20 protein-coding genes are annotated in these 20,197 nt (G+C 67.8%); 4 read left to right on the forward strand and 16 right to left on the reverse strand.

Annotated features, from left to right (window positions below; all coding sequences use genetic code 11):
• Positions 1-17: 17 nt before the first annotated feature.
• From ACSVDD_RS25650 to ACSVDD_RS25670, 5 genes are read right to left on the reverse strand one after another with little or no spacing between them, the layout of a single operon-like run.
• Positions 18-2,915 carry a formate dehydrogenase subunit alpha gene (locus ACSVDD_RS25650; protein WP_448192264.1) on the reverse strand — a complete coding sequence of 966 codons (2,898 nt, stop codon included), beginning with the start codon at positions 2,913-2,915 and terminating at the stop codon, positions 18-20.
• 26 nt (positions 2,916-2,941) lie between these two features.
• Positions 2,942-3,154: a twin-arginine translocation signal domain-containing protein gene (locus ACSVDD_RS25655; protein ID WP_448192265.1), complete on the reverse strand. Its 213-nt coding sequence runs from the start codon at positions 3,152-3,154 to the stop codon at positions 2,942-2,944.
• Entirely contained in the window at positions 3,108-3,782 is a 675-nt protein-coding gene (locus ACSVDD_RS25660) for a TorD/DmsD family molecular chaperone (RefSeq protein WP_448192266.1), read from the reverse strand. Before ACSVDD_RS25660 ends, ACSVDD_RS25655 begins: the two co-directional genes overlap by 47 nt.
• Before the next feature lie 48 nt (positions 3,783-3,830).
• Complete coding sequence (locus ACSVDD_RS25665) at positions 3,831-4,313, reverse strand: DUF3306 domain-containing protein (RefSeq protein ID WP_448192267.1); 483 nt, start codon at positions 4,311-4,313, stop codon at positions 3,831-3,833.
• On the reverse strand, positions 4,306-4,815 hold the full coding sequence (locus tag ACSVDD_RS25670) for a DUF3305 domain-containing protein (protein WP_448192268.1): 510 nt from the start codon (positions 4,813-4,815) through the stop codon (positions 4,306-4,308). The genes ACSVDD_RS25665 and ACSVDD_RS25670 overlap by 8 nt, the downstream gene beginning before the upstream one ends.
• A gap of 83 nt (positions 4,816-4,898) precedes the next feature.
• Here ACSVDD_RS25670 and ACSVDD_RS25675 point away from each other — a divergent pair, with 83 nt between their 5' ends.
• Positions 4,899-5,240 carry a hypothetical protein gene (locus ACSVDD_RS25675; protein ID WP_448192269.1) on the forward strand — a complete coding sequence of 114 codons (342 nt, stop codon included), beginning with the start codon at positions 4,899-4,901 and terminating at the stop codon, positions 5,238-5,240.
• A 187-nt stretch (positions 5,241-5,427) separates the two neighbouring features.
• Positions 5,428-7,125 carry a methyl-accepting chemotaxis protein gene (locus ACSVDD_RS25680; protein WP_448192270.1) on the forward strand — a complete coding sequence of 566 codons (1,698 nt, stop codon included), beginning with the start codon at positions 5,428-5,430 and terminating at the stop codon, positions 7,123-7,125.
• 62 nt (positions 7,126-7,187) lie between these two features.
• Here the strand turns inward: ACSVDD_RS25680 and kce are convergent, their stop codons facing one another.
• The 8 genes from kce to ACSVDD_RS25720 all read right to left on the reverse strand — a co-directional run bounded on the left by kce (position 7,188) and on the right by ACSVDD_RS25720 (position 15,749).
• The gene (kce, locus tag ACSVDD_RS25685) at positions 7,188-8,132 is read right to left on the reverse strand and encodes a 3,5-dioxohexanoate:acetyl-CoA acetone transferase (RefSeq protein ID WP_448192271.1); all 945 of its coding nucleotides are present in this window, start codon (positions 8,130-8,132) and stop codon (positions 7,188-7,190) included.
• Positions 8,133-8,151: 19 nt separating this feature from the next.
• On the reverse strand, positions 8,152-8,925 hold the full coding sequence (locus ACSVDD_RS25690; protein WP_448192272.1) for an SDR family oxidoreductase: 774 nt from the start codon (positions 8,923-8,925) through the stop codon (positions 8,152-8,154).
• 72 nt (positions 8,926-8,997) lie between these two features.
• Complete coding sequence (locus tag ACSVDD_RS25695) at positions 8,998-9,936, reverse strand: 3-hydroxyacyl-CoA dehydrogenase (protein ID WP_448192273.1); 939 nt, start codon at positions 9,934-9,936, stop codon at positions 8,998-9,000.
• A 22-nt stretch (positions 9,937-9,958) separates the two neighbouring features.
• The gene (locus ACSVDD_RS25700; RefSeq protein ID WP_448192274.1) at positions 9,959-12,535 is read right to left on the reverse strand and encodes a branched-chain amino acid ABC transporter ATP-binding protein/permease; all 2,577 of its coding nucleotides are present in this window, start codon (positions 12,533-12,535) and stop codon (positions 9,959-9,961) included.
• A gap of 10 nt (positions 12,536-12,545) precedes the next feature.
• Entirely contained in the window at positions 12,546-13,421 is an 876-nt protein-coding gene (locus ACSVDD_RS25705) for a branched-chain amino acid ABC transporter permease (protein ID WP_448192275.1), read from the reverse strand.
• A 169-nt stretch (positions 13,422-13,590) separates the two neighbouring features.
• The gene (locus ACSVDD_RS25710; RefSeq protein ID WP_448192276.1) at positions 13,591-14,838 is read right to left on the reverse strand and encodes an ABC transporter substrate-binding protein; all 1,248 of its coding nucleotides are present in this window, start codon (positions 14,836-14,838) and stop codon (positions 13,591-13,593) included.
• Between the two features lie 222 nt (positions 14,839-15,060).
• Complete coding sequence (locus ACSVDD_RS25715; protein ID WP_448192277.1) at positions 15,061-15,288, reverse strand: hypothetical protein; 228 nt, start codon at positions 15,286-15,288, stop codon at positions 15,061-15,063.
• A 95-nt stretch (positions 15,289-15,383) separates the two neighbouring features.
• Entirely contained in the window at positions 15,384-15,749 is a 366-nt protein-coding gene (locus ACSVDD_RS25720) for a hypothetical protein (RefSeq protein WP_448192278.1), read from the reverse strand.
• Positions 15,750-15,889: 140 nt separating this feature from the next.
• Between ACSVDD_RS25720 and ACSVDD_RS25725 the strand changes: the two genes are divergently transcribed.
• Together ACSVDD_RS25725 and ACSVDD_RS25730 are read left to right on the forward strand one after the other, a co-directional pair.
• The gene (locus ACSVDD_RS25725) at positions 15,890-16,390 is read left to right on the forward strand and encodes an MORN repeat-containing protein (protein WP_448192279.1); all 501 of its coding nucleotides are present in this window, start codon (positions 15,890-15,892) and stop codon (positions 16,388-16,390) included.
• 79 nt (positions 16,391-16,469) lie between these two features.
• Positions 16,470-16,991, forward strand: coding sequence for a hypothetical protein (locus ACSVDD_RS25730; RefSeq protein WP_448192280.1), 522 nt, complete (start codon positions 16,470-16,472; stop codon positions 16,989-16,991).
• Here ACSVDD_RS25730 and ACSVDD_RS25735 read toward each other — a convergent pair.
• The 3 genes from ACSVDD_RS25735 to ACSVDD_RS25745 all read right to left on the reverse strand — a co-directional run bounded on the left by ACSVDD_RS25735 (position 16,954) and on the right by ACSVDD_RS25745 (position 20,175).
• Positions 16,954-17,829, reverse strand: coding sequence for a YihY/virulence factor BrkB family protein (locus tag ACSVDD_RS25735; protein ID WP_448192281.1), 876 nt, complete (start codon positions 17,827-17,829; stop codon positions 16,954-16,956). The genes ACSVDD_RS25730 and ACSVDD_RS25735 overlap by 38 nt on opposite strands.
• A 67-nt stretch (positions 17,830-17,896) precedes the next feature.
• Complete coding sequence (locus ACSVDD_RS25740) at positions 17,897-18,742, reverse strand: ABC transporter ATP-binding protein (RefSeq protein WP_448192282.1); 846 nt, start codon at positions 18,740-18,742, stop codon at positions 17,897-17,899.
• A 158-nt stretch (positions 18,743-18,900) separates the two neighbouring features.
• Positions 18,901-20,175, reverse strand: coding sequence for an ABC transporter substrate-binding protein (locus ACSVDD_RS25745; RefSeq protein ID WP_448192336.1), 1,275 nt, complete (start codon positions 20,173-20,175; stop codon positions 18,901-18,903).
• Positions 20,176-20,197 lie beyond the last annotated feature (22 nt).

Here is a 20,197-nt window from a genome sequence, read left to right on the forward strand (position 1 = left end):
TTCTCTGTCCCTGGCCCTCACGCCGGCTCGACGCGGCATAGCGTGACCTTGGTTTCCTGCATGAACGTCACCGGGTCGTAGCCGTAGGTGGTCACGCCGTTGCACGGTTCGCCCAGCACGATGGGGTCGGTGTCGGGCGGATAGGCCGCCCGCAGGCTCTCGCCCTGCCAGTAGCCCGAGAAGTGGAAGGGCATGAACACCGTGCCCGGCCCCACCCGGTTGGTGACCAGCGCCTTTACCCTGGCCTTGGAATTGTTCTCCGGCCCGTACACCCACACCCAGCCGTCGTTCTTGATGCCCAGGCGCTCGGCGTCGTGCACGTTGATCTCGGCGAACATCGACTGCTGCAACTCGGCCAGCCAGCGGTTGGATCGCGTCTCCTCGCCGCCGCCCTCATACTCGACCAGCCGGCCCGAGGTGAGGATGAACGGGAACCTGCCCGGAATGTCCTTGTCCTGCACGCTGGCTTGCAAGGACTTGGCGAGCTGCGGCAGGCGGAAGTCGCGGCGGTCGTTGATCGCCGGGTACTGCGAGACCAGATCCTTGCGCGGCGTGTAGATCGGCTCGCGGTGGACCGGCACCGGGTCGGGCAGGTTCCACGCCGACGCCCGCGCCTTGGCGTTGCCGTGGGGCGAGCAGCCGTGCTTCAGGGCCACGCGGATGATCCCCATGGACAGGTCGGTCTGCCAGCTCACCTCGTCGACCTTGGCGCCGCCGACAGCCTGGATGACGCGCATCTCCTCCGGCGTCAAATCCTTGTCCCAGCCGAGCTTCTTCAGCACGGCCATGGTGAACTCGGGGTATCCGTCCTGGATCTCCGATCCCTTGGAGTACGACCCCTCGGCCAGCAGCGACACGCCGTCGCGCTCGACGCCGAAGCGGGCGCGGAAGACGCCGCCGCCCTCCATGACGTGCTTGGAGGTGTCGTAGAGGATGGCCGAGCCGGGATGCTTCAGCTCCGGATGCCCCCAGCACGGCCAGGGCAGGCCGTAGTACTCGCCTTTGCACGGCCCGCTTTCCGCCCGCATGGAGATCTTGTCGAAATCGGCCTGATGCTTCATGTGCAGCTTCAGCCGCTCCGGCGACTGGCCGGTGTAGCCGGTCGAGATGCAGCTGCGGTTCATCTCGCGCAGGATGTCTTCCGGCACCGGCCGCGTGCCCTCGACCGTGATGTGCTTGAACATCTCGTCGGCGAGGCCGAGCTTGCGGGCCAGCAGGTACATGATGGTGTAGTCGTCCTTCGATTCGAAGATCGGCTCGACGATTTTCTCCCCCCACTGCATGGAGCGGTTGGAGCAGGTGCGCGAGCCGTCCGTCTCGAACTGCGTGCAGGCCGGCAGGATGTAGGTTCCGTTGCGCCGGCCGCTGATCGCCGCGAAGGTGGTCGGGTGCGGGTCGGCGATGACCAGCAGCGACAGCTTTTCCAAGCCCTTCAGCATGTCCGGCATGCGGGTGACGGTGTTGCCGCCATGGCCGAAGCACACCATGGCCTTCAATGTGTCGGGCTGATCCAGCTCCCCCTTCTTGGCGAGCACCGCGTCGAACCAGCGGGTGGTCGGGATGCCCTTGGCCTCCATCAGCTCCTTCGAGGCGAAGCGGCCCTTGATCCACTCGTAGTCCACGTCCCAGGCGCGGCAGAAATGCTTCCACGCCCCCTCGGCCAGCCCGTAGTAGGACGGCAGGGTGGACACATCCAACCCGAAGTCGGTGGCGCCCTGCACGTTGCAGTGGCCGCGGTAGATGTTGGCCCCGCCGCCCTCCACGCCGATGTTGCCCAGCGCCAGTTGCAGGATGCTGAAGGCGCGCACGTTGGCGGTGCCGACCGTTTTCTGCGTCGCCCCCATGCACCAGATCAGCGTGGAAGGCTTGTTCTTCGCCATCGCCTCGGCGACGCGCTTCAACTGTTCGCCGGGCACGCCGGAGACGCGCTCGACCTCCTGGGGCGTCCACTTCTTCACCTCGGCGCGGACCTGATCCATGCCGTAGACGCGCTGGCGGATGTACTCCTTGTCCTCCCAACCGTTCTCGAAGACGTGCCAGAGGACACCCCAGATCACCGGAATGTCGGTGCCGGGGCGGATGCGCACGTACTCGGTGGCGTGCGCGGCGGTGCGGGTGAATCGCGGGTCGATGACGATGAACGGCGCCCGGTTGCGCTCCTTACCGCGCAGCATGTGCTGCATGGACACGGGGTGCGCCTCGGCCGGGTTGCCGCCGATGATGACCAGGCACTTGGAGTTCTGGATGTCGTTGTAGCTGTTTGTCATGGCGCCGTAGCCCCACGTGTTCGCCACGCCGGCGACCGTGGTGGAGTGGCAGATGCGCGCCTGATGATCGACGTTGTTGGTCCCCCAGAACGCCGCCAGCTTGCGATACAGGTACGACCCCTCGTTCGAGAACTTGGCCGAGCCCAGCCAGAACACGCTGTCCGGCCCGGACTTCTGCCTGATATCCAAAAGCTGGTTGCCGATTTCCTCGATGGCCTGATCCCAGGACAGGCGCTTCCACTCGCCATCGACCAGCTTCAGCGGGTACTTGACCCGCCGCTCGCCGGTGGTCAGCTCGCGCACCGAGGCGCCCTTGGCGCAGTGCGTGCCCTGGCTGATCGGGCTTTCCCAGCCCGGTTCCTGGCCGGTCCACACGCCGTTCTGCACCTCGGCGATGACGGTGCAACCGACCGAGCAGTGCGTGCAGATGTTCTTGCGCGTCACCGTCTCGGCGCCGGGGATCGGGCCTGCGGCTTCGGCCTTGCGGATCATCGCCGCCGGCAGCGCGCCCAGCGCCGCCAAGCCGCCCGCCGCAAGGCCGGAATTGTGCAGGAAACCGCGCCGGCTGATGCCCTCGCCGGTCCCGGCCGTGACGGAGCGGGACAGATGCCGGCGCGACACCGTCCCTGGGGAACGCTTGATCAACATGGCGGACCTCCGCTCACAGGCGCCGATCACAGGCGGTTGAGGGCGTAGAAGCGTTTGACGTGTTCGGTTTCGCGGTAGCGCTGCTTGACCTGCTCCTGCGGCGTCTCGCCGGCCTCCGCCGTTTTGGGCGCCACCGCCACGGCGGCTGCCCCGGCGGCGCCGAGCCCCAGGCCCTTCAGAAGGTCGCGCCGGTCAATACCGGGCTTGCCGCTGTCCCGTGTCGTTGGGTCCCGCGTCATGGACGTATCCTCCTCCCTGCCTCGTCTCTTGTTCCGGCGCTGCCAGCATGGCGAAGGCGTCGGTTTCGATGGTCATGAACAGCCGGCCGACCGTGCCCACCGGCCGGTACAGCCGCGCCGCCTCCGCGCGTTCCAGGTCGGCGAAGAAGCGCCCGGCCCACGGCGCCAGATGGCGGCTGAAAAAGCGTTCCTGGGTGTGCAGGTCGGCGCCTTCGATCAGCGCCGCCATCACCTCGCACAGCGTGGCGATGTGGTCTTCCGGCTCGGCCACGCCGGGCGCGCGCTCGAAGCCCAGCCTGCGCAGGTCATGGCGCACCTCGGCCAGCGGGCGGTCGTTCAGGCAGCCGGCGATGTAGTAGGAGCCGTAGGGGACCAGTTCGCCGCGCACGACGCCGATGAACAGCGCGTTGAACTCGCGCTCGGCATCGTCTTGCGTGGCGGTGCGGGATGCCGCGCTCAGCGCGTCCAGCGCGCGGCCCATGAGGGTGGCGTCGCCGCCCAAACCCCCGACCATGTCCAGCAGCGCACGCGACGGCGCGCGCGCGAGGCAGTGTGCCAACAGCATGTAGGCTTGCGCCCGCAGCCGGTCGGCCTCATCCACCATCGCCCGTTCGGCAAGCGCCGCCATTCGCGGTCTCTGGTCCTTCACGTATGCTCCCCAAAAGCGTCAACAGCGTTACGCCCCGGATGTTTCGCCACCCTTTCCGGGTTGCTCCGAAGTGGGATCTTCCGCGGCGGTTCCGGCCGGTTCGGCGTCCGCCACCGGCACGGCTTCCGGCGGTTCCGGCGGCGTGTCGCCGAACACCGCGTCCAGCAGTTCACGCACGTTGTCGGTCGCCCGCAGCTGCCCGTAGCCCGGTGCGTTGCAGTCCCAGTCGTACTCGGCGAAGCCGCGGAAACCGGCGATCTTCGGGTCGCTGACCCACGCCTTGCGCAGCGCCAGCCGCGTCAGTTCCACCGGCACACCGGGGGCGAGGAAGCGCGTGTAGTCGCTGTCGGCCCCCAGGCTCTCGACCGGCGGCAGCGGTTCCCGCTCCGGTTCCGGCGGGACGGCCTCGGGCGGCGGGGTGTCTTCCGGCGCCGCATGCTCCGCCAGGGGGGGCTCCGCTTCCCGCTTCAGGCGCGACCAGCGGCCGAGGAAGCTTTCCGGGTCAGCCATGGTCGTTCTCCAGATGGGAGCGGCGGGCCAGCGCCTCAGGGTCGGCGCGGTCGCGCTTGCGCTTGTGGAACGGACGTTCGACGTGGTAGCGCTCCACGAAGTCCCGCATCCACGCGGCGAGGTCCGGCGGCAGCGGCAACGCCTCGATCAGATCGTCGCCGGCATCGGAGTGGGCGTCGATCTCGCCCGGATCGACCGTGACCCCGAGCAGCCGCAAGCCGGACTCGCCGCTGCCGTCGCGGCGCAAAATCACGAAAATCGCCGGCTGCGGGCCGTCGAGGTTGTGCTTGTAGTTGTCGGTTTCACTGGCGAACAGCGCCACCTCGGCGGCCCCGGCGTAGCGGCGTGTCCAGCCCTCGCCCTCATCCAGGACGGTCCACGGCGCCACGTCCGGCCGTCCGGGAAGCAACGCAACGGCGCTCCAGCGCTCCGGCTGCCAGATGTTGCCGGTCTGCCGGCGCTCGACCACCACCCCGACGCTTCTGCTTTCGCTGATCTGCATGCCAGGAAAACAGTCGGACGGGAGACTTGGTGCCATCGGCTGTTGTTGGCGGGTGTGTTCCTGTTTCCGGAGGGAGCCTTTCCATGCGTGCGATCCTGCCGCTGAGCGCGGCCTGCCTGCTGTTGGCGTCTGCCGCCTTCGCTCAGGATGGGCAAAAGGAGAACCTGTCCAAGGACCCCAACGTCCAGCAGAGTCAGCAGCCGCACTCCGACCCCCAAGGCACCCGCTCGCCCAGCACCGCGACCAGCGGCGCCACTCAGAGCGCCGAGTTGAACGAGGCGCTGGCGGCGGTCCGCCGCGCGCCGCCCGACCTTCAGGGCAACCCCGTGCCGCGCCCGAATCCCCTGGCGAGCGAACCCGACGCCCCGAACGAGCCCACGCGCTCGAACAACCCGTCGGACCTCAGCAGCAAGGAAACGAAGTAGCGGGCGGCTTCGGCGGGGCGGTTCCCGACCAGCCCCGGTGGGGGGCTGTTATGGCGGCCGAACCGAAAGCTTTTTACCTTTAGTTTAAGAATAGGCGTCACCTTTGGGGTGGGCTGCGACCGGATGTCGCAGGGCGTCCGCAGTCTGCGGCGCCTGCATCCGGCCGATATGCAACCGGAGGGCTTCTATGACGCGCTGGTTTGTCAATCTTTCCTTGCTCAAAAAAGTTTTGCTTCCTGTGGCCGTGCTTGGAGTTGTGAGCGGCCTCATCGCATGGGAAGCCAGGGTTGAGATCGACGGGTTGAGCAGGCTGTCCGGCGAAACCATCCACATCGTCGCCGCGCGGCGTGCCGTCATGCTCGACACCGGGAAGACCGTGGCGGAAGCGGCCACGCAACTGCGCAACATCATCCTGGCGACCCGTGATGCGGATGCGCAGACCGCTTCCAGTGCTGTCCGGGACAGGCTCGACAAAATCGACGCGAACCTTCGCAAGCTGGATGAGACATCGGACACCGATGACCGGCGCGGCGCGACCCAAACCATGCGGGTGCTGGCCGCCGCCTACCGGAAGGCAGCGGAGGCGACGGCCGCCGCAGGAGGATCGAACGAAAAGGACGCCGCACTGAAGCTGTTGAACGAGCAAGCGGTCCCAGCCCTCAAGGCCCTCAGCAAATACACCGACGAGCGGGTCGCGCTGATCGGCACGCAGATGGCCGAGATATCCAAGCGAACCGACGACACGGCGGAGCAAGTCGGACGCAACATCCTGCTCATCGCGGCGATCGGCCTGATATTCTCCGTCGGCCTGGTCGTGTGGGTCGTCGTGTACTTGGTTGCCCGGCCTCTGGCACGCATCACGTGTTCTCTCGCCGAACTTGCCAACGGCAGCCTCGACGTGACGGTGGAAGGCGCCGACCGGAAGGACGAGGTCGGCACGCTTGCCCGTTCCATGCAGGTCTTCAAGGACAACGGCCTTGAAATGCGGCGTCTGCAGCGTGAGCAGGAGGACATGAAGAAAAAGGCCGAGCAGGACCGCAAGGCCATGATGCTGCGGATGGCGGACAGCTTCGAGGCGAGTGTGAAGGGCGTCGTCGAGGCGGTGGCCTCTGCGGCCACGGAAATGGAGGCATCGGCTTCGTCGATGTCCGAGACGGCACGGCAGGCGTCCCAACAGTCAACGGCCGTTGCCGCGGCGGCGGAGCAGGCATCCGTCAACGTGAATACGGTGGCTGGTGCGACCGAGGAATTGTCGGCATCGGTTCATGAGATCGGGCGTCAGGTGGTCGCCTCGACGCAGATCGCGGCCCAGGCTGTCGAAGACTCTCAAAAGACGGACACCATGATGGCCGGGCTTGCCGAGGCGGCCAAACAGATCGGCGAAGTTGTCGGGCTCATCAACAACATCGCGTCGCAGACCAATCTGCTGGCCTTGAACGCGACGATTGAAGCGGCTCGTGCCGGTGAAATGGGCAAGGGCTTTGCGGTTGTCGCCGGCGAGGTGAAGCACCTGGCCAGCCAGACGGCAAAGGCGACGGGAGACATTCAGGCCAAGGTGGATGAGATCCAGACCGCCACCAGCGGTGCCGTCGCTGCGATCCGCAGCATTGGCGGAACGATAGCCCGGATGAACGAGATCGCGACGGCCATCGCTTCGGCGGTGGAAGAGCAGGGAGCGGCGACGCGCGATATTGCCAGCAACGTTCAACAGGCGGCGCGTGGCACCCATGAGGTCTCGTCCAACATCTCTGGCGTGAACCAAGCGGCGACTGAGACGGGAGCGGCCGCCGCACAGGTGGCAGGCGCCGCCGGCAGCTTGTCCCAGGAGGCCGAGAAGCTGCGTGGGCAGGTGGCCGGCTTCCTCGCACAGGTTCGCGCGGCGTAGGTCCGCAGACGAAGCCCAACGCACGCCCCATGGCGGGTGCGGTGGGCTTCGCTGCGCTCACCCTAGAAGTTGACGTCGTCCCCGCCCTTCAGCGACAGCATCTGCCGCGCGTCGGCCGGCGTCGCGACATCCAACGACAGCCCCTCGATCACCTTGCGGATGGTCTTCACCTGCTCGGCGTTGGAGGTGGCGAACTTGCCCGGCCCGGACCACAGGCTGTCCTCCAGCCCGACGCGGACGTTGCCGCCCATGGCCAGCGCCTGCGCGGCGATGGGCATCTGGTTGCGCCCGGCGCCCAGCACCGACCAGACGTACTGGTCGCCGAACAGCCGGTCGGCGGTGCGCTTCATGTGCAGCACGTCCTCCGGGTGTGGGCCGATGCCGCCGAGGATGCCGAACACCGTCTGCACGAACAGCGGCGGCGTCACCAGCTTGCGGTCGAGGAAGTGCGCGAGGTTGTAGAGGTGCGCCGTGTCGTAGCACTCGAACTCGAACCGTGTGCCGTTGCCGGCGCAGGTTTGCAGAATGTACTCGATGTCCTTGAAGGTGTTCTTGAAGACGAGGTCGCGGCTGCCCTCCAGGTAGGGCCGCTCCCAATCGTGTTTGAAGTCCTTGAAGCGCTCCAGCATCGGGAACAGGCCGAAGTTCATTGACCCCATGTTGAGCGACGCCACCTCCGGCTTGAAGGTCGCGGCCGGGCGCAGGCGTTCTTCCACCGTCATGGTCGGCGCGCCGCCGGAGGTCAGGTTGATGACCGCTTCCGAGTTCTGCTTGATGCGCGGCAGGAACTTGGCGAACAGCTCCGGGTCCTGGCTTGGGCGGCCGGTCTGCGGATCGCGGGCGTGCAGGTGGATGACGGTGGCGCCGGCCTCCGCCGCGCTGATGGCGGCCTCGGCGATCTCGTCGGCGGTGACCGGCAGGTGCGGCGACATGCTCGGCGTGTGGATGGCCCCGGTGACCGCGCAGGTGACGATCACCTTGCGGCCGCGTTTCGTCTCGGTTGCCATGGTTCCCTCCCTGTTTTTCTTACAGCGCGACGATGTTGCCGCAGACGCTGACGGCTTGGCCGCTGATGTTGCGCCCGGCGTTCGAACATAGGAACAGCACGGTGTTGGCGATGTCCTCGGCGCTGACCATGCGTTTCAGCGAGGCCTTGTTCCGGTATTCCGCCTCCATCTCCTCGTACGGCAGCCCGAGCGCGTCGGCGCGGGCGGAGATCACCGCCTCGATGCGCGGCCCCTGGACGACGCCGGGCTGCACGGCGTTGACCCGGATGCCGTCGCCGCCCAGCTCGATGGCGAGGCTCTTGACCATGCCGACGATGGCCCATTTGCTGGCCGCGTAGGGCAGCCGGTAGGCGTAGCCGAGCCGCCCGGCCACCGACGACATCGCCACGATGCTGGCGTCGCCCGAGCGCTTCAGCAGCGGCACGGCGCGCTTCAGGCAGAAGAACTGGCTGTCCAGATTGACGGCGATGGTGCGGTGCCAGTCCTCGTCGGCAATCTCCTCCACCGCCGCGGTCGGGCCGGCGATGCCGGCGTTGTTGATGAGGATGTCCAGCCCGCCCCAGTTGGCCTCGACCTCGTCGAACAGCGCGTCGATCTGCGCGCGGTCGGCCACGTCGGTGCGGCTGGCGCGGTGGTCGGGGTGGGCGGAGCGGAACTCCGCCAGCGCCGCGTCGGCCACGTCGCAGACGTGCACCTTCGCCCCGGCGGCGATGAAGCCGTCGGCGATGGCCCGCCCGATCCCGGCCGCCCCGGCGGTGACCAGCACCCGCCGGTTAGCAAGGCCGAAGTCCATTCCCTGTGCTCCGAGCATGTCTTCTCCCTGTTCCTGTAGCCCCTCTCCCGTCGAGGGAGAGGGGGCCTTTGTTCAATCCTTGGCCGCGGCGGCCTTCTTGTGCGCCATCAGCGCCATCAGCCGGCGGTCGCGCCACGCCTGTCGCTCGCCGAGCCTGTCGGCGGGCAAAGCGGCGCGGCGTTCGGCGTCGATTTTCTTCACCACCGGGTGCTGCCAGCCGCAGGGCGGCAGCGGCTCGGCCGCCAAGCGGTCGTAGAAGCCGCCGTAGCGCGCCCCATAATCGGCCACACCGGCCGGTGCGTTGAGGTCGATGGTCTCGAACGGCCCCATGAAGGCCCAGCGCAGGCCGAGCCCGTCGCGCACCGTCTTGTCCAGATCCTCGGCCGAGATGTAGCCATGCGCCACCAGCTTCAGCGCCTCGTTGAGCAGCGCCCCTTGCAGGCGGTTGAGCACGAAGCCCTCGACCTCGCGCTCGACGGTGACCGGCACTTGGCCCGCCTGTTCGTGCAGCGCGCGGGCGCGGGCCACCACGTCGTCGGCGGTCCACGGCGTGCGGCACAGCTCGACCAGCGGCACGAGGTGCGGCGGGTTGACGGGGTGCGCCACGAGGCAACGCTGCCGGCCCGCCAACCCCTCGGTGAAGGCCGAGCCGGGAATGGCCGAAGTCGAGCTGGCGAGGATGGCGTCGGGCTTCGCCAGCCGGTCCATCTCGGCGAACACGGCGCGCTTGAGGTCCAGCACCTCCGGCAGGTTCTCCTGCACGTAGTCGGCGCCCGCCACCGCCCCGGCAAGGTCGCCGGCGATGGAGATGCGCGCCAGCACCGCGTCCGGCGCCTCGTCCAGCAGGCCGGCGCCGTGCAGGTCGCGCAGGCTCTCGCCGATGATGCCCAGCGCCGCCGTGGCGGCAGCCCTTGAGGCGTCGGTAATCCGCACGGTGCACCCGGCGCGCGCGAAGACGATGGCCCAGGCGCGGCCGATCAGGCCGGCGCCGACGATGCCGATGATGGTCATGCTGTCCTCCCGATTCTTCTTTTCACAGCCACAGCACCCGACGCCGCAGATCGAGGTCTTCCAGAAGCGGCCGGCTCGCTCCGGTGTGGACGACCCGGCCGCGCTCCAGCACGTAGGTCCGGTCGGACAGCGCCAGCACAAGGTCGAGGTTGTGGTCGACGATGATGATGGAAATCTCCCGGCGCAGACGGTCGAAGACCTCGAACAGTTCCTCGGTCACCGCCGGGGACAGGCCCTCGAACGGCTCGTCCAGCAGCAGGACGCGCACGTCGCCGTGCAGAGCCCGCGCCACCGCCACCATCTGCTGCTCGCCGCCCGACAGATAGTCGGCCGGCGTGTCGATGCGGGCCTTGAGGCGCGGGAAGAATTCGAAGATGCGGTCCTCATCCCAATGGATGCCGTGCCCGGTGCGCCGCCGCAGCCGCCCGAGCATCAGGTTCTCCGCCACCGTCATGCCGGCGAACAGCCCGCGCCCCTGCGGCACGTAGCCGATGCCGAGCTTGGCGATTTCCGGCGCGCTGAGCCCCACCAGATTGCGCCCGGCGTAATGCAGCGCCCCGCTGGCCGGCGGCGCCACGCCGATGATGCCTTTCAGCAGCGTCGATTTGCCGGCCCCGTTGCGGCCAAGCAGGGCGACGATCTCGCCCTCGTGCACGTCCATCGACACGCCGTCGATGATGTGGCTCTTGCCGTAGTAGACGTTCAGGTCCTCCACCCCCAGCACCACATCGTTGCCGACCGCGGTGATGCGGGGACGCTGGGTGATCGCGGCGGTGCCGGAGCCGATGTAGACCTCCTGCACGCGCTTGTCGGTGCGGGCGTCCTCGACGCTGCCGTCCACCAGCACGCGGCCCTGGTTCATCACCGTGACGGCGTCGGCGAAGCCGAACACGCGGTCGATGTCGTGCTCGACGATCAGCACGGGGATGTGTTCGGCGATGCGCTGGATCAGGCCGGAGATGCGCTCGCGCTCGGCCGCCGCCAGACCGGCCAGCGGCTCGTCCAACAGCAGGATCGACGGCTTCGACGCCAGTGCCAGCCCCATGTCCACCAGCCGCTGCCCGCCATAGGACAGGCTGCCGGCCAGCGCGGTTTCCGTGCCGGTCAGGCCCATGAAGTCGAGCACGGCGCGCGTCTCGGCATTGATGACGTCGAATCGCGTGGCGGGGGTCCACGGGTTGTGCCGGACTCCGTGGCGGGCCTGCGCGGCGAGGCGGATGTTCTCCGCCACCGTCAGTCCGGGGAACAGGTTGGTGATCTGGAACGAGCGCGCCAGCCCGGCTTGGCAGATGGCGTGCGCCCCCATCCCGGAAACCACCCGCCCGCCCAGCTTCACCCGCCCGATATCGGGGCGGAACATGCCGGAGATCAGGTTGAACACCGTCGTCTTGCCGGCCCCGTTCGGGCCGATCAGCGCGTGGATGGTGCGGTCGCGGACGGCGAACGACACGCCAGCCACCGCATGAATGCCGCCGAAGCTCTTGGAAATGTCTTCGCACACCAGCGCTGTTCCCCCGGCCTTGGCCGCCTGCTCGATGAACGGCGGCACGCCGGCCGAGTCGCCGCGCGCCGAGACGCGGTTCGCCATGGCGCCGGCCTCGTCCGGCGCCTTGCGCACGAACCCCAGCAGCCGTGCCCCGATGCCCACCAGCCCTGATGGAGAGAACAGGATGAAGCCGACGAACAGCAGGCCGAAATACAGCAGCCAGTTCTCCGTCCAGATCGACAGGAACTCGCGGAACAGGATGAAGAACACCACGCCCAGCGCCGGCCCCAGGAAGGTGCGCATGCCGCCGATGACCACCATCGCCAGCAACTCGCCGGAAAAGGCGACGCTGGTCGGGTCGGCCGAGGCGAAGCGCTGGTTCAGCACGAACAGGGCACCGGCGAAGCCGGTCACCATGGCCGAGACGACGAAGGCCACCAGCTTGTAATTGCGGGTGTCGTAACCGACGAAGGACGCCCGCTGCTCGTTCTCGCGGATCGCCACCAGCGTGCGGCCGAGCGGCGACTGCACCACCCGCCACAGCATCCACACCGCGGCGAAGGCCAGCACGCCCACCGTGGCGTAGAAGGCGGCGCGGTTGTCGAGGCTGAGGCCGAAGATCGTCGGCCGTTCGATGCCGCCCAGCCCGCTCTCGCCGCCGGTCACCGCCGTCCAGCGGAAGGCGATCGCGTAGGTCATGGCGGTGAAGGCCAGCGTCATCAGCGAGAAGTAGACCCCGCGCCGCCGCAGGAAGAAGAACCCGAGCACCGCCGCCAGAACGCCGACCAGCACCACCGATCCCACGACCGGCAGCACGAGCCCCTTGGGCGCCCAGTTCAACTGGATCAGCGCCGCGGCGTAGGCGCCGATGCCCATCCAGGCGCCATGCCCGAAGGAGACCAGCCCGGTGTATCCCACCAGCAAATTCAGCCCCATGGCGGCGATGGCGAAGATCAGGCAGTCGGTCGCCGAGGTCAGCGTCATGCCCGCCGCCTCGAACAGGAAGGGCAGCACAACGATGCCCAGCGCCGCGACGATGGGCGGTGACGGTCGCCAGCCGGTCCACGTGGTGGGGGTGGGCTGGGCGGTGCCGGGAACGGCGGGATGGGTCATCGTCCAGCCCTCACTCGAACTTCTGGATGCGCTCGCCCAGCAGGCCGCGCGGGCGCAGCAGCAGGACCAGCAGCATCAACAGGTACATCGACGCTTCGGCGGCCGGCGGCATGTAATAGACGGCCAGGCCCCGCACGACGCCCACGAGCATGGCGGCCAGCACGACGCCCCAGAAGCTGCCCAGGCCGCCGATCACGACGACGACGAAGGCCGCCGTGATGATCTCCGTCCCCATGGCCGGGTGCACGCCGGCGATGGGGGCGAGCAGCACGCCGGCCAAGCCGGCCAGCCCGATGCCGATGGCGACCACGATGGTCATCACCGGCGCCAGCGAGATGCCGAGCACCGCCACCATGTCGGGGTTCTGCACGCCTGCGCGCACCACGCGGCCGAACGAGGTCTTGTTGAACAGCAGCCACGTCAGCACCACCGCCGCCGCGGCGACGGCCAGCATGGCGAGCCGGTAGTACGAATAGATGAAGTCGCCGAGGAACAGTTGCCCCTTGAAGAGCGGCGGGATCTGGAACGGCAGGGGCGCGGCGCCCCAGATGATGCGGATGATCTGCTCGATCACCATCGCCAGCCCGAAGGTCAACAGCAGGCTGAGGATCGGGTCGGAGCGATAGAAGCGCCTGAGCATGGTGCGCTCCACCGCCACGCCGAGCAGCGCCACGAGGATCGGCGACAGCACGAAGGCCCCGGCGAACCCCAGCCAGCGCTGGATCTCGAACGCCAGATAGGCGCCGAGCGCGTAGAAGGCGCCATGCGCCAGATTGACCACACCGCCCAGGCTGAAGATCAGCGACAGGCCAAGCGCGATGAGCAGGTAATAGGCGCTGACCACCAGCCCGTTCAGCACCTGCTCGACGATGAAGACGATTTCCACCTTCAACCTCGCAGTGATAGCGAGCAGAACCCTCTCCCGTCCCGGGAGAGGGTGGCGCCGTAGGCGCCGGGTGAGGGTAAAGGCAAGGATCCTTGGATATACCCTCACCCTCCCACGCTTTGCGTGGGTCCCTCCCTCTCCCCGGAGGGGAGAGGGAAAGAAGAACGCGTCAGGTAAACGTGCAGGCGTTTTCTTCTCGCGTCGGCGCGATCAGTTCCAGGTCCTGGTCCTTGCCGGGTACGGGCGGGCCGACCAGCATGATGTCCCACTTGTCTTTCTGCTGGTTCTTCGGCTTTGGCCGGATCGAGTACATCTCGGCGATGAGCTGGTGGTCCCAGTTGCGGAAGTAACCTTCCCGGCTCTTCAGTACGTCGAACTTGGCGCCGGATTCCAGGTGCTTGATCAGCGTGTCGCTGTCGGTGGACTTGGTCTCCGCCATCGCTTGCGCCAGCACCTTGACGCTGAGATAGTCGCCCCAGGCCTGGTTCTCCGGCGGCTTGCCCCAGCGCTTGATGAACGCCTCGGTGAATTTCTGCGCGCTGGGATAGCTGAGGGTGTGGTGCCATATGCACGGCCAGATGCCGGCGAACGCGTCCGGCGCTCCCCAGGCCGCCGCGGTGTCGAACCCGCCGCCGGCGATCGGGAAGGGCAGGTTGAACTCGCTGTACTGCTTGATGAAATTGGTGATCTGGTTGCCCGCGAGGTTCGACACCACCAGGTCCGGCCGCGCCTGCCGGATCTTCAGGATGAAGGGGCTGAAGTCGCTGGCGTCGGTCGGCACCAGCTCGTCGCCGACGAAGCTGCCGCCGTTGTCCTGGCAGAACTTTTTCGTCACCCGCAGCAGGTCGTGGCCGAAGGCGTAGTCGGCGGTCAGACCGAACCATTTCTTGCCCTTGACCATGTTTTCCAGCAGCAACGCCTGCCCCACCGCCTTCACGTACATCGTGTTGGCGCCTTCGATGTGGAACATGTACTTGTTGCAGGACTTGCCGCGCAGCTCGTCCGAATTGCACCCCGTTTGTATGAACAGCGTCTTGTTGCGCCCCGCCACCTGCGAGATCGACAGGCCGGACGCCGAGCTGATCTCGCCAAGGATGGCCGCGACCTTCTCGCGCTCGATCATGCGCTCGGCCTTGGTGGCCGCGGTGGAGGGATTGACGCTGTCCTCGGCGAGCAGTTCCAGCTTGCGCCCCAGCACGCCGCCGGCTGCGTTGACCTCCTCCACCGCGAGTGTCACGCCCATCACGGCGTACTCGCCCAGCGGTCCCAGAAAGCCGGTGCGCGGCGTCAGATGGCCGACGCGGATGACGTCGCCCTGCGCGTGGACGATGGCCGGCGCGCCGATGGCCGACAGCGCGGCGATACCGGCGCCCGACTTCAGCAGCGTGCGGCGGGTGAGCGGCGAGCGGGTGCTCATGGGTGTGTCTCCTCCCTTGGTTTTTGGTTTGGAACGCCGCCGGGCGCGCTCTTCGGCGCGCTTTTTGGTCCGGGATGTCCGTGATCGGCGGACGTGGGTTCGGCAGGCGGCTCCTGCGTTGTCGAGCGGCTCCAGCCGGCGGAATTGCCCTGCGGGAGCGGCGGACTGCGATCACGGTTTCAGGGTTGGGAACGGCCGTCAAGACGCGCAAAGGGCGGATTATCAGCCGTGGTAGCTATGACCGCCGTCGCCGCGGCCGGCGGCCAAGGTCGCGGCGACGCCGCGCGCTTCCATGAATCCGGGGTGGCGGTGCACCACCGCACCATCGGCGTAGACACCCCAGGCGCTGAGGAACCCGGCGCTCTCGTAGCGCAGTTCGATGCACCGCGCAGCGCCTTCCATGGCGAAGTGGCGCGGGGTGATCTGCTTCCAGACGGGCTTCGTGGTCATGCTCGCCTCCGGGGCCGGGGTGGTGATGGGCCGATCATGGACCCATCACCATCACTGCGGTATGAGGCGGCTCACACCAGCAAGCGGATGAGCGTTTACTCCGGGCGCACCACGCCGACGAACCAGATGCGCTCGAAAGTGCGGTTCAGCACCTTGCTGTAGAAGTTCTGCATCTCCGCGCCCGGACCGTAGCGGAGCACCATTCCGGGCTTCACCTCGGTGCGCGGCGCCGCCAGCCAGCGCTGCTGGGTGCCGTCCTTCAGCAGGACATAGGTGTAGGCGTTGGCGTCGAAGGTCTCGACCACCGTGCCCTTGTAGGGCAGCGCCTCGCCCGGCGTCTGGGCCTGCTGGATGCCGAGAATCTGGCCGGCGTCCTGCGGCGTGGGGTGGCCGGCCGGCGGCGCCGCGAGCGCCGCCGTCGGCAGCGCGAAAGCCAGCAGTGCGATGAGGGTACGGTTCATGGGTATCTCCGGAAGCAATGAACTGGACTGTATGCCCGAATCCGCTGCTTCGCCACGGTTTCCCACTGTGGCGCGGTTCACAGCACGGGCGGTGCGCCGCGCGTAGCGTGGCCCCATCGCATGACCGTTGGAGAACCGCCGTGGGGGAGCGTCGTCACGCCGTCCTTCTGGCCGGAGCCCTGCTCGCCCTGACCGCCGCCGCAGCGTCGGCGGCCGGCGGTTGCCGGAGTCCCGAGGGGCGCTGGTCCGGCGCCTGCCGGTCCGGGGTCGCGGATGGTATCGGCACCCTGGAATGGGCGGACGGGCGCACCTACACCGGAAAGCTGCGGCGTGGCCGCCCCGATGGCCACGGCGTGCAGGTGTGGCCCAACGGCACGCGTTACACCGGCGGCTGGCGCGACGGCGTGCGCGAGGGCTTCGGCACATTGCTGTTCCCCGATGGGCGCCGCTACGTCGGCCGCTTCGCGCGCGGCCGCGCCACCGGGGCGGGGGAGTTCCTGTCGCCGATGGGCACGCGCTACCGCGCGCGGATCGAGCCGGACGGCGCCATCGTTCCCGGCGCCATGCTGGGGGTTCCCGACCTGCCGGCGCAGACGGCGGCGCGTCCCGACAGCTTGGAAGAGTGGCTGCGCGGTCCATAAGTGAATTCGCGTTAACGTTGGGTAAAGGCTGCGTGTGCTCGTCTGGCGCTTCGATGATGACGCACACCGGCGAGACGCGATGACTCGGACAGCAAAAGTTCACGCCGACACGTACCGGCAAAGGTTCGTCGCGTTCTACGAGGAACTGTCCCTCATCTATCCGGAGGTTTTCGTCAGAGGATCGCGGCGAATCGGCTCAACCTTCCCGATTCCCGGTGCCGGCGGTCTGGACGCGCAGACCTTCTACATGAAGGCCGTGCTGGAGCTGATCTTCGAGGACGCGGTGGTCCTCGACCTCATGGTGCTTGCCCGCGCCGTGCAGCGGCATGGCGCGCTGCCCGACGCCCCGCGCATTCGGTTGGAGGCCGTCCCGCACCTGCGCAGCACGCTGATGACCGCGACGGAGGCGGCGATGGGCCTCACCGTCGAGTTCGGTCGCTGGGAAAGCGGCACCGACCTGTTCGCCAACGTGCTGGTCAACACCGAGGCCATCTTGCAGATCTGCGGGATGGACAAAACGGCCTTCACCGCCGAGGCTCTGGAGTCCGACACGAACACCGGCCTCATGGACCAATCATCGATCGACGCGCTGTTCGATTGACGGAGCGGCTGCCGACCCGTTCCGAATAGGCGCGGGTGATCTCGGCGCCGAACAGGAAGATCGTCGTCGAGTAGTAGACCCACAGCAGGATCAGCACGAACGACCCCGCCGCCCCGTACACCGAGGTGACGCCGCTGGTGCCCAGGTACAGGCCGATGAGCAGCTTGCCCACCGAGAACAGCAGCGCGGTGACGGCGGCGCCGAGCCAGAGGTCGCGCCACGGCAGGCGGGTGGTGGGCAGCACGCGGTAGATCAGCGCGAACAGCGCGGTCAGCACCGCCCAGGAGGCCAGAGTCTCGGCGATGCGCAGCAACGCCATGAACTCGGGCAGGCTCTGCCCAATCAGCCGGCCGAGCGCCGCCAGCGCGGTGCTGACGAGCAGCGAGACGATGAGCAGGAACCCCGTGGCGCCGATCAGCGCCAGCCCCTTCAAGCGCACCGTGACCAGCCAGCTCACCGCCGAATCCGGGGGCGGGGCGGCCTTCCAGATGCGGTCGAGCGAGGCCTGCAATTCGGTGAAGACGGTGGTCGCGCCGACCACGAGGGTGCCGATGCCCAGCGCACTCGCCAGCACGCCGGTGCGCTTGTCGTCGGCGCTGGCGACCAAGCCCTGCACGGTCTGCGCCGCGTCCGGCCCGATCAGGCTGGAGAGCTGGTCGGCCAGCGCGCCCTGCGCCGCCTTGTCGCCGAACACCAGCCCGGCGACGGCAGTGACCAGGATGGCGATGGGGGCCAGCGAGAAGATCGTGTAGAAGGCGATTGCCGCGCCCATGCTCATGGCGCCGTCGTTGAACCAGCCCTTGGCCGCATCGACGACGACCCGAACGGCGCCTTGCATGGTTGCCTCCCCGGACGCAGACACCCCCGACGGGGCGCCTGCTCGGGGAAACGCAGTCGGGGCGTGCTCAGATCCAGCGCTTGCGGCGCTTGAAGCTCTTCAGGTTCTTGAAGCTCTTGCGCTCCTCGGTGCCGCCGCCGAGATAGAACTCCTTGACGTCCTCGTTGTTGCGCAGCTCGTCGGCGGTGCCGTCGAGCACCACCTTGCCGTTCTCCATGATGTAGCCGGCAGCCGCGGCCTGGAGCGCCATGCGGGCGTTCTGCTCGACCAGCAGGATGGTAACGCCCAGGTCCTTGTTGATGCGCCGGATGATAGAGAAGACCTCCTTCACCATCAGCGGCGACAGGCCCATGGATGGCTCGTCCATCAGAATCAGCTTGGGCCGGGCCATCAGCGCGCGGCCGATGGCCAGCATCTGCTGCTCGCCGCCGGACAGGTAGCCGGCGAGGCCGGTGCGCTCCTTCAGGCGCGGGAAGAAGTCGTAGACCATGTCCAGGTCCTGTTTGACCTGATTGTCACGCCGGGTGAAGGCGCCCAGGCGCAGGTTTTCCTGGCAGGTCATGTCGCCGACGATCCGGCGGCCTTCCATCACCTGGAAGATGCCGCGGCGGACGATCTGGTCGGGGTCGATGCCGTTGATGCGCTCGCCCGCGAAGGTGATGTCGCCGCGCGTCACCTCGCCGTCCTCGGTCTTGAGGAGGCCGGAGATCGCCTTCAGCGTCGTTGACTTGCCGGCGCCGTTGGCGCCCAGCAAGGCGACGATCTCACCCTGCGGCACCTCCAGGCTGAGGCCGCGGAGCACGAGGATCACGTCGTTGTAGACGACTTCGATGTTGTTGACGGACAGCAGCAGCGGCTTGGCGGGCGCCGGAGCGGCAGCCGCCGCGGGAAGTTCGGCCTGGGCGATATTCATGCGGCACCTGGACTGAGAGAGTTCCTTAGAAGCTCCTCTCCCTTGGCGGGAGAGGGGGTGGGGAGAGGGTGGTTACGGGCGGGAGCCCGGAGAAAGGCCTTTCTCCCACCCCCTCTCCCCAAACCCCTCCCCCGCGAGGGGGGAGGGGCTTTAACGCCTTACCAGCCCAGCCACTCGGGCTTGCGCGGCACGGCCACGGTGGTGACCTTCTCCAGCTTGATGGTGCCGGCCTTGACCAGTTCGTCGACCGAGGCGCCGGTGTCGCCGCTCACCGACGCGCGGTACAGATTGACCGCCGAGGTGCCGCGGTGATCGGTCTCGGTCCAGGTCGACGGCTCGCACACGCCTTCCATGCCCGCCGGCACCCAGTCCTTCTTCTGGTACATGCCCTTGCGGATGTTCGGGCCGGTGACGCCGCCGTTCTTGGCGGCCCAGTCCATCGCTTCCTTCATGTAATAGGCTGAGCAGACGCCGGCCAGGTAGTGCACCGGGCGGTAGACGGTGCCGGCCGGGTCGGACATCTTGGAGATCTCCTTGACGGTCTTCATGCCCGGCGCGTCGCCGCCCCAGATGGCGCCGGTGCGCACCGGGAAGACCACGCCGCTGGCAGCCGCACCCGCCGCCTTGGCGGCGTTCTCGTCCATGCCCCAGACGTTGCCCATGAACTGCACCTGCGCGCCCACGGTCTGGCAGGCCTTCAGCACCGAGATGTTGGAGCCCGCGGTGTTGCCGAGATAGGCGTAGTTGGCGCCGCTCTGCTTCAACGTCAGGCACTGCGCGGTGTAGTCGCCCGGCGTCAGCGCGAACTGCACGGCCGGCAGCACGTCGAAGCCCAGCTCCTTGGCGATCGACTCACCGGCTTCCTTCGGCGCGTTCGGGTAGGGGTGGTTGGCGCCCATGTGGACGTACTTGGGCTTGCCGGCCCCGCCCTTCTTCTTCCAGTCCTCGGCCGCCCACGTCAGCATGCCGCGCAGCGCGTCGGAGTAGGACGGGCCGTAGAAGAAGTTGTACGGCGACGGCTTCGAGCCGTGCGAGCCCTTGCCCGACGGATCGGTCAGGTGCCCGGAGTAGGACCCGGAATAGTACGGGATCTCGTCCTTGGTGACGAATCCGGTCAGCGCTTCGGTGTCGGCGGTGCCCCAGCCCTGAATGGCGGCGACCTTGCCGGCGCCGGCCGACCAGCTCTTGTACTGGCTGATGGCGCGCGGCGCCTGATAGCCGTAATCGACGGTCTCCACCGCCATCGGCGTGCCGCCGACGCCGCCCTGCTTGTTCAGATAGGCCAGCGCGTCGGCCACGCCCTGGCCGAACGGCACGCCGACGTCCGACGTCGCGCCGGACTGGTCGGCGAGGTGGCCGACCGGGATCTTCTGGGCAAAGGCGCTGGTGCTCACCGCCAGAACGGCTACGGTGGCAAGAAGCGTCGTCTTCATCATGTGCGTTTTCCCCCTTGTT

It is taken from the genome of Azospirillum terrae, from assembly GCF_053470425.1.

Bases quoted from the DNA above. Each gene is read 5' to 3' on its own strand.
- ACSVDD_RS25650 (WP_448192264.1), bottom strand. From the start codon at position 2,915: ATGTTGATCAAGCGTTCCCCAGGGACGGTGTCGCGCCGGCATCTGTCC.
- ACSVDD_RS25655 (WP_448192265.1), bottom strand. From the start codon at position 3,154: ATGACGCGGGACCCAACGACACGGGACAGCGGCAAGCCCGGTATTGAC.
- ACSVDD_RS25660 (WP_448192266.1), bottom strand. From the start codon at position 3,782: ATGGCGGCGCTTGCCGAACGGGCGATGGTGGATGAGGCCGACCGGCTG.
- ACSVDD_RS25665 (WP_448192267.1), bottom strand. From the start codon at position 4,313: ATGGCTGACCCGGAAAGCTTCCTCGGCCGCTGGTCGCGCCTGAAGCGG.
- ACSVDD_RS25670 (WP_448192268.1), bottom strand. From the start codon at position 4,815: ATGCAGATCAGCGAAAGCAGAAGCGTCGGGGTGGTGGTCGAGCGCCGG.
- ACSVDD_RS25675 (WP_448192269.1), top strand. From the start codon at position 4,899: ATGCGTGCGATCCTGCCGCTGAGCGCGGCCTGCCTGCTGTTGGCGTCT.
- ACSVDD_RS25680 (WP_448192270.1), top strand. From the start codon at position 5,428: ATGACGCGCTGGTTTGTCAATCTTTCCTTGCTCAAAAAAGTTTTGCTT.
- kce (WP_448192271.1), bottom strand. From the start codon at position 8,132: ATGGCAACCGAGACGAAACGCGGCCGCAAGGTGATCGTCACCTGCGCG.
- ACSVDD_RS25690 (WP_448192272.1), bottom strand. From the start codon at position 8,925: ATGGACTTCGGCCTTGCTAACCGGCGGGTGCTGGTCACCGCCGGGGCG.
- ACSVDD_RS25695 (WP_448192273.1), bottom strand. From the start codon at position 9,936: ATGACCATCATCGGCATCGTCGGCGCCGGCCTGATCGGCCGCGCCTGG.
- ACSVDD_RS25700 (WP_448192274.1), bottom strand. From the start codon at position 12,535: ATGACCCATCCCGCCGTTCCCGGCACCGCCCAGCCCACCCCCACCACG.
- ACSVDD_RS25710 (WP_448192276.1), bottom strand. From the start codon at position 14,838: ATGAGCACCCGCTCGCCGCTCACCCGCCGCACGCTGCTGAAGTCGGGC.
- ACSVDD_RS25715 (WP_448192277.1), bottom strand. From the start codon at position 15,288: ATGACCACGAAGCCCGTCTGGAAGCAGATCACCCCGCGCCACTTCGCC.
- ACSVDD_RS25720 (WP_448192278.1), bottom strand. From the start codon at position 15,749: ATGAACCGTACCCTCATCGCACTGCTGGCTTTCGCGCTGCCGACGGCG.
- ACSVDD_RS25730 (WP_448192280.1), top strand. From the start codon at position 16,470: ATGACTCGGACAGCAAAAGTTCACGCCGACACGTACCGGCAAAGGTTC.
- ACSVDD_RS25735 (WP_448192281.1), bottom strand. From the start codon at position 17,829: ATGCAAGGCGCCGTTCGGGTCGTCGTCGATGCGGCCAAGGGCTGGTTC.
- ACSVDD_RS25740 (WP_448192282.1), bottom strand. From the start codon at position 18,742: ATGAATATCGCCCAGGCCGAACTTCCCGCGGCGGCTGCCGCTCCGGCG.
- ACSVDD_RS25745 (WP_448192336.1), bottom strand. From the start codon at position 20,175: ATGAAGACGACGCTTCTTGCCACCGTAGCCGTTCTGGCGGTGAGCACC.